Raw genomic sequence first — 16617 nt, 5'->3', positions numbered from 1 at the left:
TAACCAACTCAAAGGCCAAAAGTATACTGACTCAGGCCAATTTAGTCGAAAAACAACAATAAAAACGATTTCGGAGACAGCATGTCTAGTAAAGCCCCAGTTCATAGTGATAATTATCCCGACTCTTACTATTTCGCCACCGCAAATGCACTGGAACCTCAGCCACAGCTTAGCGAACATATCAGTGTCGACGTGTGTATCATCGGCGGCGGCTTCAGTGGCATCAATACCTCAATCGAGCTGGCACAAAAGGGTTTTAGCGTAGCGTTACTGGAAGCTAAACGCATCGGCTGGGGAGCATCAGGCCGTAATGGCGGTGAACTCATTCGTGGGATTGGTCATAATGTTGAACAGTTTCGCAATGAAATTGGTAGTGAAGGCGTACAAGCTATCCACGAGATGGGTTTTGAAGCGGTTGAGATTGTAAGGCAACGTGTAAAACAACATCAGATCGACTGTAACCTGCAAATGGGCTATTGCGATCTGGCCACCAAACCACGCCACATGACCGAACTCAGTGCCGACTATCAAGCCATGTGCGATGAAGGTCGAGGCGACGGTTTTAAGCTTCTACAACAAGATGAAATCAGCCAAGTCATTGGCTCAGAAATCTATCAAGGCGCCTTGGTCGATATGAACAGTGGCCACCTACATCCACTCAATTTAGCTTTAGGCGAGGCTCGTGTAGCCCGAAGCCTTGGTGTACAAATGTTTGAAAACAGTGCGGCGACACAAATCATCAAAGGCGATAAACCTAAAGTGCTCACCGAACACGGCCAAGTCGATTGTCAATATCTAGTGCTCGCGGGTAATGCCTATATTGGCCATAAGCTCGACAGCCATGTCGGTGGAAAAGTGCTGCCTGCGGGCAGCTACTTATTGGCAACCGAACCATTAAGCCAAGCCATGTGTGATGAGATTATTCCGCAAAATATGGCCTTTGCCGATATGCGTATCGATTTGGATTACTTCCACCTTTCACAAGATAATCGCTTACTGTTTGGTGGTTTATGTACCTATTCAGGCAATGATCCAAGAGATATCAATAAAGCGTTAAGGCCTAACCTTGAAAAAGTTTTCCCCCAGCTAAAAGGGGTGAAAATCGATTATGAATGGGGCGGCATGATAGGTATTGGCGCTAATCGGTTGCCGCAAATTGGTCGTCTAGACGATTGCCCAAACATCTTTTATGCCCAAGCTTATGCTGGTCATGGTGTCAACGCGACCCATATGGCAGCTAAATTAATAGCAGAAGCACTGACTCAGCAAGCTGAGCGGTTCGATATCTTTAACAAAGTGAAGCACATGACTTTCCCCGGCGGGCCAACATTCCGCTCTCCCATGCTGGCAGCAGGCATGCTGTATCACAGATTCAAAGACCTGTTTTGATCTTATAATGACTAATAATGAAAAAGGAGCCTATGGCTCCTTTTTCATTATAAATCAAATATTAACAACAACTGATTGGCACTTGTGGATTACTGCCCCAATCGGCCCAAGAACCATCATAAAGCACAGTATTTTGATGACCTGCCGCTACCGCCGCCAAGATTAAAATACACGCAGTGATCCCAGAGCCACAACTAAAGATACGTTCCCGAATATCTTCACCAGGAGATTCAAACAGCGCCTGCAGTGTTTCAACATCTTTAATCTTATAGCCATCGAGCACCTGAGCAAAAGGCACATTAATTGAGCCAGGAATATGGCCACTGCGCATATTTTCTCTGGGTTCCGGCGCTTGACCGCAGAACCGAGCTTCACCTCTGGCATCGAAGACTTGCACACTTTCGGCATCAAAGCGCGCTAATACATGGGGCAAGTCACAAATTAAATTGGCTTGATAATCGGCGACAAAGTCTCCTTGAGGCACGAAATCCAATGACTGATATTCATCTACCGTCATCCGCTCTTCACTCAACCATTGAGGCAAGCCTCCATCGAGTACAAATACCCTATCGAAGCCCATCAGCTTAAACATCCACCAAGCTCGTGGTGATGAGTAGATACCTTGATCATCATAAATAACCACTTGGCTGTCGCTATTTAGCCCAAGATGAGCAATACCTTGCATGAACTGTTCAGGGGTGGGCATCGCATGAATTTGTGAGGAGTTCTTATCGACAAAGACGGTTTCAAGATCGAACTTTTCAGCTCTGGGAATGGCAGTGAATTGCGGATAAACAATCGGCTCTTTGCCAATTACAGATGCCATGCTGGCATCTAAAACCACGACATTACTGTCAAACAGGTTAGCTTCTAACCACGCTGTACTTACCAGTGGATATTGCATAATCGCTCCAAATTGGCCGCAGCCAATCGCTCATCCAAACAGATATCCGTAACAAAAAAGCTGAAAACCAATCCCAACAAATACAGGTCAACTGTTTGACTTAATTATAATTATTAATTTTTAAAGCTGTATTCAAAACCTGACTATTATTGACTATCAATCCCCAAAATAGCACTCGATGAATATCAACCTTTTGCAACATATACGAATATTCTCACCAAGGACAAGTAAAAATTTATTCACATGAGTGCTGGATCTAAAAAATGCACCGAATGATTTGCAGCAAAAAAAAATCCCGCAGCTAAGATCTGCAGATCTTAGCTACGGGATTTAATAAAAAAGTACTTAGATTACAGTACTATCCAAGTCGCTTTAATTTCTGTGTATTTTTCAAAGGCATGTAGCGACTTATCACGGCCATTACCCGACTGTTTATAGCCACCAAATGGTGCGGTCATATCTCCGCCATCATAATGATTAATCCAAACCATGCCACTGCGTAAGGCTTTCGCCGTTTTGTGTGCTTTACTGATATCGGCAGTCCACACTCCGGCGGCCAAACCATAAATAGTATCGTTGGCAATACTGATCGCCTCATCCATACCGTCAAAGGTGATCACCGACAGTACAGGACCAAAAATCTCCTCTTTGGCGATCGTCATCTGGTTATTAACTCCAGAGAAAATCGTCGGCTCAACATAGACTCCACCCGATTGTGCCATCACCTGCTGACCACCTTGAACCAAGTTAGCGCCTTCATCGATTCCCGAACGAATGTAACGCAGTACATTATCCAGCTGTTGCTTATCGACTACGGCACCGCAAGTGGTATTTGGATCTAACGGATGACCCGGTTGCCATGCCTGCATCTCTTCGGCGATAAGTTTAATCAGCTCGTCTTTCACCCCGGCTTCCACCAGCAAACGGGAACCAGCGGTACACACTTCCCCTTGGTTAAAGGCAATTGCCGAAGCGGCGGCACTGGCAGCTTGTTTGAGATCCGGCGCATCATTAAACACGATATTCGGGCTCTTGCCACCCGCCTCTAACCAAACGCGTTTCATGTTCGATTCACCAGCATAAACCATCAATTGCTTGGCAATTTTGGTCGAACCTGTAAATACCAAGGTATCCACATCCATATGTAAACCTAGCGCCTTGCCCACAGTGTGACCAAAACCAGGCAACACGTTAAGCACACCTTTAGGAATACCTGCTTCGATCGCTAACGCGGCAATGCGGATCGCGGTTAATGGCGATTTTTCTGATGGTTTTAGCACTACACTATTACCCGTAGCCAAGGCTGGGCCTAATTTCCAGCACGCCATGAGCAAAGGGAAGTTCCAAGGCACAATAGCAGCAACCACCCCCACGGCTTCACGGGTGATCATACCGATCTCATTGTGAGCCGTTGGTGCAATTTCATCATAAATTTTATCGATAGCTTCACCAGACCAGCGCAAGGCTCGCGCCGCACCAGCGACATCGACACTCTGAGAGTGAGCAATCGGTTTACCCATATCTAAGGTTTCAAGCAGGGCTAACTCTTGTTGATTTTGCTCAAGTAGCTCGGCAAAACGAATCATGACTTGCTTACGTTTTACTGGCGCCATTTGTGCCCAATCACCACGCTCAAAGACTTCACGGGCGTTCGCCACCGCTATATCGGCATCGGCGAGATCACAACTGGCCACCTGAACCAAGACCTTACCGTCGATAGGACTGATGCAATCAAAACTATCTCCAGAGACTGCACTACAATATTCGCCATCAATAAAAGCCTGACCGTTAATGGATAACGCATCGGCCATCTGTTGCCACTGTTCACGACTTTGGGGAGTACTCATTCTGACCTCTTAACGGGTGATAACGCATCACTCAAATCTATTAATATTCAACCTAGCTTTCGCTTGCCCTTAGCAAGTTAAAGCAAATCTTGCCCTAGATTACGCTTTTCATCAGTTTAATTTCAATATTTTTTACAAAAAGTTATTTTTTGCTATAAATAATGAACAAATTACTTTCATGTTCATTATTTCTGACATAGCATAGCGAAATATCGAGCACTCTAAATAACAACGCTAATTAACACAATGACCTAATCAGGGTAGATGATATGGAAGACTTTAAGAAGGCGGGACACACAGGTTCATTAGAACACTATTGGATGCCATTTACTGCTAACAGGCAGTTTAAACAAAGCCCGAGACTGCTAGCACAGGCTGAGGGAATGTATTACAAAGATGTAGACGGTCGCCCTGTTCTAGATGCAACCGCAGGTCTTTGGTGTTGTAACGCTGGCCATGGCCGTAAAGCTATTTCAGAAGCCGTCAGCAAACAGATCCATGAGATGGATTACGCCCCCTCTTTCCAGATGGGACACCCACTGGCATTTGAACTTGCCGAACGTCTGGCCGCTATTGCTCCTGAAGGTATTAATAAGGTCTTTTTTACTAACTCAGGTTCTGAGTCGGTAGATACCGCACTAAAAATTGCCCTCAACTATCACCGTGCTCGCGGTGAAGCCACACGAACTCGTTTTATCGGTCGAGAACTGGGTTATCACGGCGTTGGCTTCGGTGGCATTTCTGTCGGTGGCATTGGCGGTAACCGCCGCACCTTCAGCCAGCAGTTACTTCAAGGTGTCGATCACCTCCCCCACACCTTAGATATCGCCACTAATGCCTTCTGCAAGGGATTGCCTGAAACAGGCGCAGAAAAAGCGCAGGTGTTAGAGCAACTTATCGCCCTGCACGGCGCAGAAAATATTGCCGCCGTCATAGTCGAACCTATGTCGGGTTCTGCCGGGGTCATTTTGCCACCACAAGGCTATCTCAAGCAATTACGTGAGATCACCCAAAAACACGGCATTCTATTGATTTTCGATGAAGTGATCACAGGTTTTGGTCGTGTCGGTGACGCCTTCGCTAGCCAGCGCTGGAATGTTAAACCCGATATGATCACCACAGCTAAAGCCCTCAATAATGGCACCATCCCCATGGGCGCGGTGTTAATCGATGATGCGATCTATGATGCCAGTATGGATGCGCCCGAAGGCGCCATCGAACTCTTCCATGGTTACACTTATTCGGGACACCCTGTTGCCGCAGCAGCCGCATTAGCAACCTTAGATATTTATCATCAAGAACAGCTATTTGAGCGCAGTAAATCTCTTGAATCATATTTCGAACAGGCGGTACACAGCCTCAAAGGCTTACCAAACCTGATTGATATTCGTAACACAGGACTGGTTGCAGGGATTCAATTTAATCCGAGTGAAAAAGGCATAGGTAAACGTGGGTTTGGCATTTTCGAGACTTGCTTTAAAAACGGCACCTTAGTCAGAGCTACCGCCGATACCATCGCCCTGTCTCCACCGCTCATTGTTGAGAAAGAGCAGATAGATCAGATGGTCAATACCCTTAGTGATGCCATTAAATCTGTGGGCTAAACAGCCCACTTCACCTTTATATTCATTTTTTAAAAGAGTGCAGGAATAATAGTGTTATGCAGCAGATAAACCATTATATCAACGGACGACACACAGAGCAGAGCGAGCGTTATAGCGCCGTATATGAGCCCGCGACAGGCGATCATAAAGCCAATGTTTCTCTTGCCAGCGCAGCCGAAGTTGCCGGAGCTATTGAGCTGGCAAAGAAAGCCCACGGCCCTTGGTCGCAAATGACACCGCTGAATCGTTCACGCATTCTTTTTAAATTCAAGGCGCTAGTAGAGGCCAACATGGATGAACTGGCAGCGATGATCACCCGCGAACACGGTAAAGTCCTCGACGATGCCAAAGGCGAGATCATCCGCGGCCTAGAAGTGGTCGAGTTTGCTTGTGGTATCCCACACTTACTCAAAGGCGAGCACACTGAACAAGTCGGCGGCGGCGTCGATGCCTGGACCTTAAATCAGTCTTTAGGTGTAGTGGCCGGTATTGCGCCATTTAACTTCCCAGTGATGGTGCCTATGTGGATGTTCCCCATCGCAATTGCCGCAGGCAACACCTTTATCATGAAACCTTCAGAGAAAGACCCAACCTCGGTAATGCGAATGGCTGAGCTGCTAACCCAAGCCGGTCTTCCAGAAGGCGTGTTTAATGTGGTCAACGGTGACAAAGAGGCTGTTGATACCCTACTGAGTCATCAAGATATTCAAGCGGTCAGCTTTGTTGGCTCAACCCCGATTGCACAATATATCTATGAAACCGCTTCTAAACATGGCAAGCGAGTTCAAGCTTTAGGCGGTGCTAAGAATCACATGTTGTTAATGCCAGATGCCGATCTCGATCAAGCCGTTGGCGCATTAATGGGCGCCGCTTACGGTTCGGCTGGTGAGCGCTGCATGGCGATATCTGTAGTACTTGCCGTTGGTGATGTTGGCGACAAATTGATTGATAAACTTTTACCCCAAATTCAAGCGCTGCGTGTCGGTAACGGACTCGAAGCTGATATGGATATGGGGCCACTGGTGTCGCAGCAGCACCTTGCTAAAGTTCGTGACTATGTGGATATCGGCGTTGCCGAAGGCGCTACTTTGCTTGCCGATGGACGCCAATTAAGTGTCACAGATCATCAACAGGGTTACTTCTTAGGCGGCTGCCTATTCGATAATGTCACCCCAGAGATGACCATCTATAAAGAGGAGATCTTCGGCCCGGTGTTAGCGATAGTTCGAGTAGAAGATTACGCTCAGGCCCTACAGCTCATTAACGACCATGAATTTGGTAACGGTACCGCCATCTTTACTCAAAGCGGTGAAGCGGCGCGCCACTTCTGTCATCACGTTCAAGTGGGTATGGTGGGGGTTAACGTGCCAATCCCTGTACCAATGGCGTTCCACAGTTTTGGTGGATGGAAGCGCTCACTATTTGGTCCACTTCATATGCATGGCCCAGATGGGGTTCGTTTTTACATCAAGCGCAAGGCGATCACAGCTCGCTGGCCTAAAGCATCATCGGCTCAGGCAGAGTTTGTTATGCCAACCATGAAATAAGCGGGGCCTTTAATGAGCATAAATATCGACGCCATCATTAACTTCAGCCAACAGCAAACGGAAACCGAGTATTATGATGTAGCGAAAGAAAAAGTGATTTCAGGCGACCCCAAGCAGCAACTGAACAACCATTACTCTAGCCCCTGCGAGCAATTTCATGCAGGAGTCTGGCAAGGTGAAAAGGGGAGCTGGAAGGTCAATTATACCGAGTATGAATATTGCGAAATTTTGCAAGGCTGTAGCGAAATCACAGATAACTCAGGCAAAAGCATCACAGTCACTAAAGGGGATCGTTTCGTGATCCCCGCAGGCTTTAGTGGCGTGTGGAAAGTCATAGATACCTGTAGAAAAATTTACGTCATTTTTGAACAGAAATAACCTGGTTCGATAGTGAGTAATCGCCATGCGGTCTCAGCTATTAGGCTGATGTTTGGCTAAATTTAGTCTGTTAAGACGCTGATTTACTAGTTAAAGCAGATTGATGTCAACAAAGTGAAATGGAGAAACCACAGTGTATAAAAAATTTAATAATAAACGGATTGCCCAAGTAACTGGATTAGTCTTGGCAACGGCGCTAATTACCCCATTTGCCCAAGCTGAAGTTTCTGGCGAAGTGAGTGTTACCAACGATTACCGCTTCCGTGGTGTATCACAGACTGCCGGCGACTTTGCAGTACAAGGCAGTCTCGACTACAGCATGGACAACGGCATCTTCTTAGGTGCCTGGGCCAGTAATGTCGATGATGACAGTTACGATGCCGATGTCGAAGTGGATTTATATGCAGGTTATGCCGGTGCTTTTGGTGCCGACGACGCCATTGAATACGATGTCACCTTGACCTATTACACCTACCCTGGCCAAGACGATAGCAGCCGTTACCTAGAAGCTAATATTGGTTTCTATTATGAAGGTTTTCATTTCGCTCAGTGGTATACCAACAACTATGCAAATGCCGATGTGGATCTTCATTACAGTGAGCTAAATTACTCTTATGAAATTGCCGAAAACTGGAGCATCGACGCTCATGTGGGTTACAGCTATGGTGATGGCGCTGACTTAGATTGGGGTGAAAACTATATCGATTACTCTATCGGAGTTTCTACCGAAGTTGCAGGCTTTGGTCTATCTCTGGCTTGGTTAGACACAAATCTGAGCAGCGACAATGAGATCAGCGATGGTCCATGGAAAAACAGCGGCACGGTATTAGCCTCTGCTAGCTACGCCTTCTAAAACTGGCTTTATCTTGAATAATGAAAAACCGCCAATGGGCGGTTTTTTATTACTTAAATTTCATACCCTCAGTATTACCGCAAAACATGATCTAAGCCACTAGGCAAAATGGCTGACTGGGAGTATCTTCAAAGATAAAATATTGTGAGGATTTTCCATGACAGACACCCTATTTAAAATCGGTTTTATTGTTATTGGTCTAGTGGTTATTTATAAGCTTATTTTTAGTGGCAAGAAGGGATTAACCCTATTTGAAATGCACTTTAAACAAGGAAGAATGACCAGCCATAAAGGTAAGATCCCAGAGAAGTTTGAGCGCGAGTGCCGTGGTATAGCCAAGTCCGAAAAGCTAACTTGTGTGGTGCGTGCCGAGAAAGCGGGTAGCGTACGCCTACATGTTTCCGCCAATGTCGGTGATGCTATTACCCAGCGTATTCGTAACCAATTCCCATTCGACTATTACGACAAGAAGAGTGTCGATAATTCACGTCAGGCAGGATAATAAAGCACGATAAACCAGCGTTAAAATCCAGTGTCTAAACGCCCATCATCACGGGCTTGCTCAATAATTCGTTCATTATCCTGAGACATAGGATCCTTTACCTCTAAAGGATCCTCTTCTGGTGGTTGCTCTATGGTAAAACTAAAGTCATTAGCACAACCACCAACAGCTAGGAGCGCTAAAAAAAGCCATTTATTCATTCGGTGATTTACTCCCAGCAAAACGCTCTAACCCCCAAACCAGTGCAATACCAAATACCATAGCAATAACAGCCCACAGAATATAAGCGGGTTGCCCAGTGACTGCCTCAAATTGTAATGGAGACAAATTTTGCTCAAGTAATGGCACCATCTTACCATGAGAGTTTTCTCGCCAAGTCAGTACCTCTTTCCATGGCCATATTTTGCCTAAGGTGCCTAACATCAAGCCTGTCAGAAACATAATTGTGGCATCATGATATTTACGTAATAACGCCGATAACAGATGGCTAAAAGACAATAAGCCACAAACACAACCCAAGCCAAACATGGCTAAAATCGTAATATCGAAGCTCTTAGCGGCGTGTAAAACCGAAGTGTACAGTCCCAATAACAACAAGATAAAACTGCCTGAAATGCCCGGAAGTAACATGGCGCAAATGGCGATACTGCCGCCGAGAAAGACGTTAAGATAATTCACCTCGAGAGTGACAGGGTTCAGCATAGTAATGCCCCAGGCCAGCGCAGCCCCAATTGCGAATAGCAGCAATCTTGCCAGCGAAAAACCGCTGACCTGTTTTAGCATGTGCACCACAGAGATAATGATCAGTCCAAAAAAGAATGACCATACCGGAATGGGATGAGTCTCTAACAAATAGGAGATTAACTTCGCAAAGGTAAAGATGCTGGTTAATATGCCGCCAAATACTGCAATAAGAAAAGGACCATTGATATGAATAAATGCCGCTTTTATACCCTGAGCGCGGATCACCTTGATCAAGCTAGGATTGATTCGACGTATGCTATCTAACAGGGTATCTAAAATCCCTGTAATAAATGCAATCGTGCCTCCCGAAACCCCAGGAACCACATCCGCAGCGCCCATCGCCATTCCCTTCAAATACGTCAGCAAGTATTTCACTAATAATCCTTATAATTATGCCAATCACAGTCATCTTTTAATTATCTTAATGACTTCAATAGCAATAATGCTCAGCCTGTGCTGAATAAAATCGTTAGCGCGATTATACGCGCTGTACCCTCTCAAGGGAAAATGAAGTTTTGTTCAGTTAAATTTTTCTACTTACTCCTCAACTGCATATACGCTAGGGAGTTGGCGCAATAAAACAAACACCTTCAATTTACCCCCAAAGCTAGCATCATGCCGCTGTTGTTAACGGCTTAAGGTTAAGCTAACCTAGCAACTCATCTGACCAGACAGGAACGTCATTCAATATGAACTCAAAGCCCACCAAAGTGATGGCGCTATATCACAAGCTCACAAAACTCCCCTTCGGCCATAAACTGTTCTCTATTATGGTTGCCCGCATGGCACCCTACTTTGGCAGTATCAAACCCTTAATCACCGAGCTAAAGCCTCATTATTGTCAGTGTCTGATTAAGAAACGCAACTCGGTGCATAACCATATAAAAACCGTACATGTAATCGCCATCTGTAATGGTTTAGAGATGGCTATGGGCGTAATGGCCGAAGCTTCTATTCCGCGACATTTACGTTGGATCCCTAAAGGCATGAGTGTCGATTACACCGCTAAGGCGGCCAGTGATATTCGTTGTATCGCCGAAGTCACACCTGAGCAGTGGCAAGAGGGTGATATGCTGGTAAAAGTTACCGCCATAGATGACAATGATGTGGTCGTGGTTCAAGGACATATCAAGCTATGGATCTCGGCAAAACCGAATTCCGCTTTATAAAAAATAAGCCGCTTCCACAGAAAAACAACTTATTTTACAGTCGGTAACGATAACAAGCTGCGGCTTTTACAATCAGCATCAGCGACATTGGCAAACCATATATTAGGGATAATAATGGCCAGAAATTCAAACAAGGCTAGCTCAGTTAAAAGTGAATACTTGGGACTAAAGTTACTGCTGATCGCAGCGCTATTTATCGGTATTTTTATTGCCAGTTTACAACAGCGCTTGCCGCTGTTTTTCATTCTCTATTACTTACTCATCAGTCTTATCACCTATATCGCCTTCGCCCTCGATAAACGTGCTGCGCGTCGGGGACGCTGGCGAACCTCCGAACAAACTCTGCAGCTATTGTCCCTGCTCGGTGGTTGGCCAGGTGCGTTAATGGGGCAATACCATTTAAGACACAAATCTCAAAAGCTAAGCTTTCGACTCGGACTGTGGTCGATGATTTGCGCAAATAGTGCATTATTGACTTGGCTGGCCACCAGCCAAAAATTGCAATCGATACAGGCATGGTTCACTTGAAATACTGAGCACCCAAAATAACTGGCCTGCTCGTCGGCGGTATAGTGCCCCAATCAATTTAAACTCAATAGATTCCGGCGGCGCCTATGTGTGCTGAGTATATTTCCCCCCTGAGATTAGTTATCATCACGGACAAATTAAACTGGAAGCCTTAATAATGAAAATGATATTAGCGGTAGTGGTGATTGCTGGAATAATTTTTTATTTCTTCACCAGCATGAATAACCAAAAAGTGGCCAAAGAAAATATTGCTAAAGGTCAGCAGTTTCTCGAACAAAACAAAAGCCAACCTGGCGTAGTCGAAACCCATTCGGGCTTGCAATATCTAGTGCTGAATAAGGGCGATGGTAGCGTTCATCCCAAAGCTAGTGATACGGTCACCGTGCACTATCACGGTACACTTATCGATGGCAGTATCTTCGATAGCTCAGTTGAGCGCGGCCAGCCTATCGCCTTCCCGCTCAATCAGGTGATCAAAGGTTGGACCGAAGGTGTGCAGCTGATGGTCACTGGTGAAAAAGCCCGTTTCTTTATCCCAAGTAATTTAGCCTATGGCAACCGCAGCGCAGGGAAAATTCCCGGTGGCTCGGTGCTGATTTTCGACGTGGAGTTGATCAGCATAGATAACTAAAGCGTGTTTATTTTGGCTATTTTGTTCGATGCAAAAGCATTTTAATCGAACCTTTTAAGCAAGACTCTCCATTAAAAAACGCGCCATTAGGCGCGTTTTTTATTTATCACATAACTCTCGAAAACCATTTCCCCTTCTTTACCACAAAGGGTTGCCGCAAAAATTGCCACAAATTATTGCCACGAATAAGCCTTCGCCATGGTGCTCCCCCTTCCAACCTAAGCGCGCACCTGAGATAATCGCGATAAATACAACCCCATTTGATTAAGCCCGCTGCTACTTTGGTAGCTATAACAGGAGCCAACATGACGACCTCTTCTCTCGATCGCCTCAGCCTCGTACGCCAGGAACTCAATTCAGCTAACCTCGACGCTTTTATTGTGCCACGCGCCGATGAATACCTTGGTGAATATGTTCCTGAATGTAATGAACGCCTACACTGGCTAACTGATTTTACAGGTTCTGCTGGCATGGCCATCGTCTTGAAGCAAACCGCGGCGATTTTTATCGATGGTCGTTATACCGTACAAGTTAAACAACAAGTGGATGGCAACCTTTATCAATATCTCAGCCTGACTGATACACCACAAATTCCTTGGCTGATCGAGCAGCTTGAGTCTGGAGCTCGAGTCGGTGTCGATCCTCGTCTACATCCATTGAGTTGGTTACAAACGGCCCAAGCCCAACTACAAAGAGCCGACATTGAGCTGGTATCTGTGACTGACAACCCTATCGATCTGCATTGGCAAGATCGCCCAGCCGCGCCAACTGCACCCATCATCTTATTTGATCAAGTCAGTGCCGGTGTTTCCAGCAGCGAAAAACGCGCCCAAATTGGCGTAAAAATCAAACAAGCGGGTGCCAACTGCGCACTTATCTCGGCGTTAGATTCTTTCTGTTGGTTGCTTAACATTCGAGGTAGCGATGTCCCCCGTCTGCCTGTGGTGTTGGGAACCGCCCTGCTACACAGTAATGGCGACATGGTGTTATTTACCGACCTCAACAAGCTGCCACAAGGCATAGAACAACATGTTGGTGCGGGCGTGAGTTTCAAAGCTGAAACCGAATTGGCCACGGCTTTAGCCGATCTCAATGGCATTAAGCTACTTGCCGATCCCGACAACGCTAATGCTTGGATGCAAGTCACCGCTCAACAAGGCGGTGCAAAGCTCATCAGCGGCCAAGATCCTGTTGCCTTACCTAAAGCGCAAAAAAATGCTGCCGAGTTAGCAGGCATGCGTGCCAGCCATATTCGCGATGGCGTGGCAGTGAGTCGTTTCCTCGCTTGGTTAGACGCCGAAGTCGCTATGGGCCATCTGTATGATGAAGCCGTACTGGCCGATAAACTGGAAAGCTTCCGTCTCGAAGATGACCTATACAAAGAGCCGAGTTTCGATACCATTTCGGCGACTGGTGCTAACGCGGCTATGTGTCATTACAACCATAACAATGGCACACCTGCGACCATGACCATGAACAGCATCTATCTGGTTGACTCAGGTGCTCAGTATCTGGACGGCACCACGGATGTCACTCGTACTATCGCCATCGGCGAAGTCACCGATGAGCAACGTAAAATGGTGACCTTAGTGCTAAAAGGCCATATCGCACTCGACCAAGCGCGTTTTCCGAAAGGCACGACAGGTCAACAGTTGGATGCTTTTGCCCGCCAGTACCTATGGCAACATGGCTTCGATTATGACCATGGTACAGGCCACGGTGTCGGTCACTTCCTCAGCGTACATGAAGGCCCACAGCGTATCGGTAAAAACGTAAACAATGTAGCGATACTGCCAGGCATGGTGCTGTCGAATGAACCTGGTTACTACCGCGCAGACGCCTTCGGTATCCGTATCGAGAACCTAGTCGAAGTGCGTCACTGCGAAGCCTTACAAGGCGCCGAGCGCGAAAGCTATGAATTTAACGCGCTTACTTTAATCCCTATCGATGCCAGACTGATCGATAAGCAGTTATTAACTCAAGCCGAAGTGACTTGGTTCAATGAGTATCACCAAAGAGTACGTGAAACCCTTGCGCCATTGATGCAAGGCGATGAGCTAAACTGGTTGTTACGCGTGACAGAAGCGATTTAAGCACGTTCCTAGCTAAATCAACTTGGGTAAATAGCCAAGACTTATCACCATATTAAACAGCACCTTCGGGTGCTGTTTTTGTCTCTAAACCGATAAGTCGCTCAATCGACTACAATAATGACGAGTTAACACAGTAAACATCACCGATAAAACTGATGAGATAATCAACAAATTAATCTGATAAAATACAGGCTTTAAGACAAAATTTTGCTATACTCCGCGGCCGCTATTTAGGCTTGCGCTGTTTAGTGCGAATGATGTTAGTTTGTTTAAAGATAGGTAATAACAGGATATCCCAATGAGATTTGAATCTTTTAGTTTTGCGCCAGAGATAGTTCGTGCGATCTCAGACTGCGGTTATCAAAAAATGACGCCTATCCAGCAGCAAGCCATTCCAGCCATTCGTCGTGGCCAAGATGTACTGGCGAGTGCTCAAACCGGTACCGGTAAAACCGCGGCCTTCGCGCTGCCTATTTTGCAGAAAATGGTTGATACGCCAAGTGAGACTCAGCGTTCTAATGCCCGCGCACTGATTTTAGCACCTACCCGCGAACTAGCTGCTCAAGTTGCCGATAACATCAAAGAATACAGCCGCTATCTTCCCATCTCGGTACTGACCATCTATGGCGGCGTGAAGATGGATACCCAAGCTCAAAAACTTAAAAAAGGCGCCGATATTATTGTCGCTACGCCCGGTCGTCTACTAGAGCATATCCAAGCCTGTAACCTAAGCCTGTCGAACGTAGACTTCTTAGTCCTCGATGAAGCCGACCGTATGCTCGACATGGGCTTTATCAGCGACATTCAAAAGATTCTGCAAGCGGTGAACAGCAAGCGTCAAAACCTGCTGTTTTCGGCCACTTTCTCTAATGCGGTTAAGCAACTGGCCAATGAGATGTTGGTTAAACCTAAACTTATCAGCGTCGATAAACAAAACACCACGGCAGTAACTGTTAGCCAAGTGGTGTATCCGGTAGAACAGCGCCGTAAGCGCGAGCTGTTATCAGAGCTCATCGGTAAGAAAAACTGGCAACAAGTCTTAGTATTTACTGCCACACGTGAAGCTGCCGACACCTTAGTTAAAGAACTTAATCTCGATGGTATTCCGGCAGCGGTTGTTCATAGCGAGAAAGCCCAAGGCAATCGTCGCCGCGCCCTACGCGAATTTAAAGAGGGCAAGGTTCGCGCGTTAGTGGCAACCGAAGTTGCTGCCCGAGGCTTAGATATCCCAGCGTTGGAATATGTCGTCAATTACGATCTCCCCTTCCTTGCCGAAGATTATGTTCACCGTATTGGCCGTACCGGCCGAGCCGGTCGCAGCGGTGTGGCAATTTCATTAGTCAGCCGTGAAGAGGAGCGCACCTTAGCCGATATCGAAAAACTGATCGGTAATAAGATCCGCCGTATTACTATCCCAGGTTATGAAGTAGGCAGCCGCGAGCTACTGATTAAACAGTTACAGAAACGTCGTAGTTTCGCCAAGAAACAGCAGCGGAGCGACAATGTTGGTGCTCAGGTGATAGCCGAAAAGAATTTGGGTTCGCGTCGAGTCAAAGTGAAAAACTCTTCTAACGCCAAGATTAAGAAATCAAAATAATCACAGACAACTTGGCCGTAAAAGCGATTCGGAGCAGCAATGACACAACAAACCTATAACAAAGCCCTGCTTGAATTGGCTCAAGCAGGACTCGAAGCCGTTAAACAGCGTGATGAGAGCAGCACTGCGATGAAAACACCGGCGGCAGAGAGTCACTTTATCTGCAGCTGGATGGTGCAATCACTCAAGGAGCGCCGCTTTTCAAAATTGGTTGCCGATGATTTAACCCAGTGGATCCGCCAAGGGCGCAGCATGGGCGCAGGAGCTAATCTTAAAGGCCTACTGATGAGTATCACCAACCAGTATCAACAAGTTAAAGATACCAGCGACAAGTTAGGCGACAAGCTAGCTCTATTATTATCCGAGCTTGAACAGCAAGATTGGTTGATATTCACCGATAGCGAAGTGGATACCAAGCTTAAACTCGACAGTGATGGCCAAGCCAGTTTAATCATTTCCGCTCCCGAGTATGAGCAGCATATTGTGCAAGGCGAAATGATTAAACCCATCAATATGTATGTCCGTGGCGACGAGCAACAGTTAGCTAAATTAGCCTTACAACAGGGTCTATTAATCAGCCAAGGCAACAAGAAAACCGCCTTAGTAAAGCATCATAAGACCTATCGACTCTATCCTAAAAATCAGCAGCCCGCATTAGCCCTGTTGGTTGATAGTCAAGACAAGTGAACGCTCCAATCAGCACAAGTCGCTATTTAACCTGAACTCGGGATAACGAGTGTCGGAAAGTCTAAATTTAACAAGCTAATTCAATGCTATAAAGGATTAGTTCGAAAAGGAAAGTCTATTTCCTGACTAAATGCGCAGATTTTT

Annotated in this window: 16 protein-coding genes; 12 read left to right on the top strand and 4 right to left on the bottom strand. The window is 46.2% G+C overall.

Annotated features, from left to right (window positions below):
• The first annotated feature begins 81 nt into the window (after positions 1-81).
• Positions 82-1389 carry an FAD-binding oxidoreductase gene (locus tag L1D21_RS02730; RefSeq protein WP_239843694.1) on the top strand — a complete coding sequence of 436 codons (1308 nt, stop codon included), beginning with the start codon at positions 82-84 and terminating at the stop codon, positions 1387-1389.
• Positions 1390-1450: 61 nt separating this feature from the next.
• Here the strand turns inward: L1D21_RS02730 and L1D21_RS02725 are convergent, their stop codons facing one another.
• Positions 1451-2293, bottom strand: a complete 843-nt coding sequence (locus L1D21_RS02725) for a sulfurtransferase (RefSeq protein WP_239843693.1) — start codon at positions 2291-2293, stop codon at positions 1451-1453.
• Positions 2294-2643: 350 nt separating this feature from the next.
• Positions 2644-4140, bottom strand: coding sequence for an aldehyde dehydrogenase (locus L1D21_RS02720; protein WP_239843692.1), 1497 nt, complete (start codon positions 4138-4140; stop codon positions 2644-2646).
• Between the two features lie 269 nt (positions 4141-4409).
• On the opposite strand from L1D21_RS02720, the gene L1D21_RS02715 reads away from it, so the two are divergent.
• The 5 genes from L1D21_RS02715 to L1D21_RS02695 all read left to right on the top strand — a co-directional run bounded on the left by L1D21_RS02715 (position 4410) and on the right by L1D21_RS02695 (position 9024).
• Complete coding sequence (locus L1D21_RS02715; protein WP_239843691.1) at positions 4410-5744, top strand: aspartate aminotransferase family protein; 1335 nt, start codon at positions 4410-4412, stop codon at positions 5742-5744.
• Between the two features lie 56 nt (positions 5745-5800).
• Positions 5801-7291 carry a CoA-acylating methylmalonate-semialdehyde dehydrogenase gene (locus L1D21_RS02710; protein WP_239843690.1) on the top strand — a complete coding sequence of 497 codons (1491 nt, stop codon included), beginning with the start codon at positions 5801-5803 and terminating at the stop codon, positions 7289-7291.
• A gap of 12 nt (positions 7292-7303) precedes the next feature.
• Positions 7304-7669, top strand: coding sequence for a cupin domain-containing protein (locus L1D21_RS02705; protein ID WP_239843689.1), 366 nt, complete (start codon positions 7304-7306; stop codon positions 7667-7669).
• Between the two features lie 133 nt (positions 7670-7802).
• Positions 7803-8522: a TorF family putative porin gene (locus L1D21_RS02700; protein WP_239843688.1), complete on the top strand. Its 720-nt coding sequence runs from the start codon at positions 7803-7805 to the stop codon at positions 8520-8522.
• A gap of 157 nt (positions 8523-8679) precedes the next feature.
• A complete protein-coding gene (locus L1D21_RS02695) occupies positions 8680-9024 on the top strand; it encodes a DUF3634 family protein (RefSeq protein ID WP_239843687.1) in 345 nt (114 codons plus the stop codon).
• 20 nt (positions 9025-9044) lie between these two features.
• On the opposite strand, the gene L1D21_RS02690 is transcribed toward L1D21_RS02695, so the two are convergent.
• Together L1D21_RS02690 and L1D21_RS02685 are read right to left on the bottom strand one after the other, a co-directional pair.
• Entirely contained in the window at positions 9045-9224 is a 180-nt protein-coding gene (locus L1D21_RS02690) for a hypothetical protein (protein WP_239843686.1), read from the bottom strand.
• Positions 9217-10143: a DUF368 domain-containing protein gene (locus L1D21_RS02685; RefSeq protein WP_239843685.1), complete on the bottom strand. Its 927-nt coding sequence runs from the start codon at positions 10141-10143 to the stop codon at positions 9217-9219. Before L1D21_RS02685 ends, L1D21_RS02690 begins: the two co-directional genes overlap by 8 nt.
• Positions 10144-10457: 314 nt before the next feature.
• Here L1D21_RS02685 and L1D21_RS02680 point away from each other — a divergent pair, with 314 nt between their 5' ends.
• From L1D21_RS02680 to L1D21_RS02655, 6 genes are all read left to right on the top strand, one after another.
• Positions 10458-10937 (top strand): hotdog fold domain-containing protein, encoded by a 480-nt coding sequence (locus L1D21_RS02680; RefSeq protein WP_239843684.1) that lies wholly within the window; start codon positions 10458-10460, stop codon positions 10935-10937.
• A gap of 114 nt (positions 10938-11051) precedes the next feature.
• Entirely contained in the window at positions 11052-11465 is a 414-nt protein-coding gene (locus L1D21_RS02675; RefSeq protein WP_239843683.1) for a DUF1294 domain-containing protein, read from the top strand.
• 157 nt (positions 11466-11622) lie between these two features.
• A complete protein-coding gene (locus L1D21_RS02670; RefSeq protein WP_239843682.1) occupies positions 11623-12096 on the top strand; it encodes an FKBP-type peptidyl-prolyl cis-trans isomerase in 474 nt (157 codons plus the stop codon).
• 305 nt (positions 12097-12401) lie between these two features.
• Positions 12402-14189: an aminopeptidase P family protein gene (locus L1D21_RS02665; RefSeq protein ID WP_239843681.1), complete on the top strand. Its 1788-nt coding sequence runs from the start codon at positions 12402-12404 to the stop codon at positions 14187-14189.
• 298 nt (positions 14190-14487) lie between these two features.
• Positions 14488-15786 (top strand): DEAD/DEAH box helicase, encoded by a 1299-nt coding sequence (locus L1D21_RS02660; RefSeq protein ID WP_239843680.1) that lies wholly within the window; start codon positions 14488-14490, stop codon positions 15784-15786.
• A 39-nt stretch (positions 15787-15825) separates the two neighbouring features.
• A complete protein-coding gene (locus tag L1D21_RS02655) occupies positions 15826-16473 on the top strand; it encodes a DUF2913 family protein (protein WP_239843679.1) in 648 nt (215 codons plus the stop codon).
• The last annotated feature ends 144 nt before the right edge of the window (positions 16474-16617 follow it).

Origin of the sequence: Shewanella sp. Isolate11 (assembly GCF_022398315.1) — a bacterium.
Taxonomy (GTDB): Bacteria; Pseudomonadota; Gammaproteobacteria; order Enterobacterales; family Shewanellaceae; genus Shewanella.
Note: the sequence above shows the minus strand (reverse complement) of the source record. Positions and strands in the feature narration are given on the sequence as shown.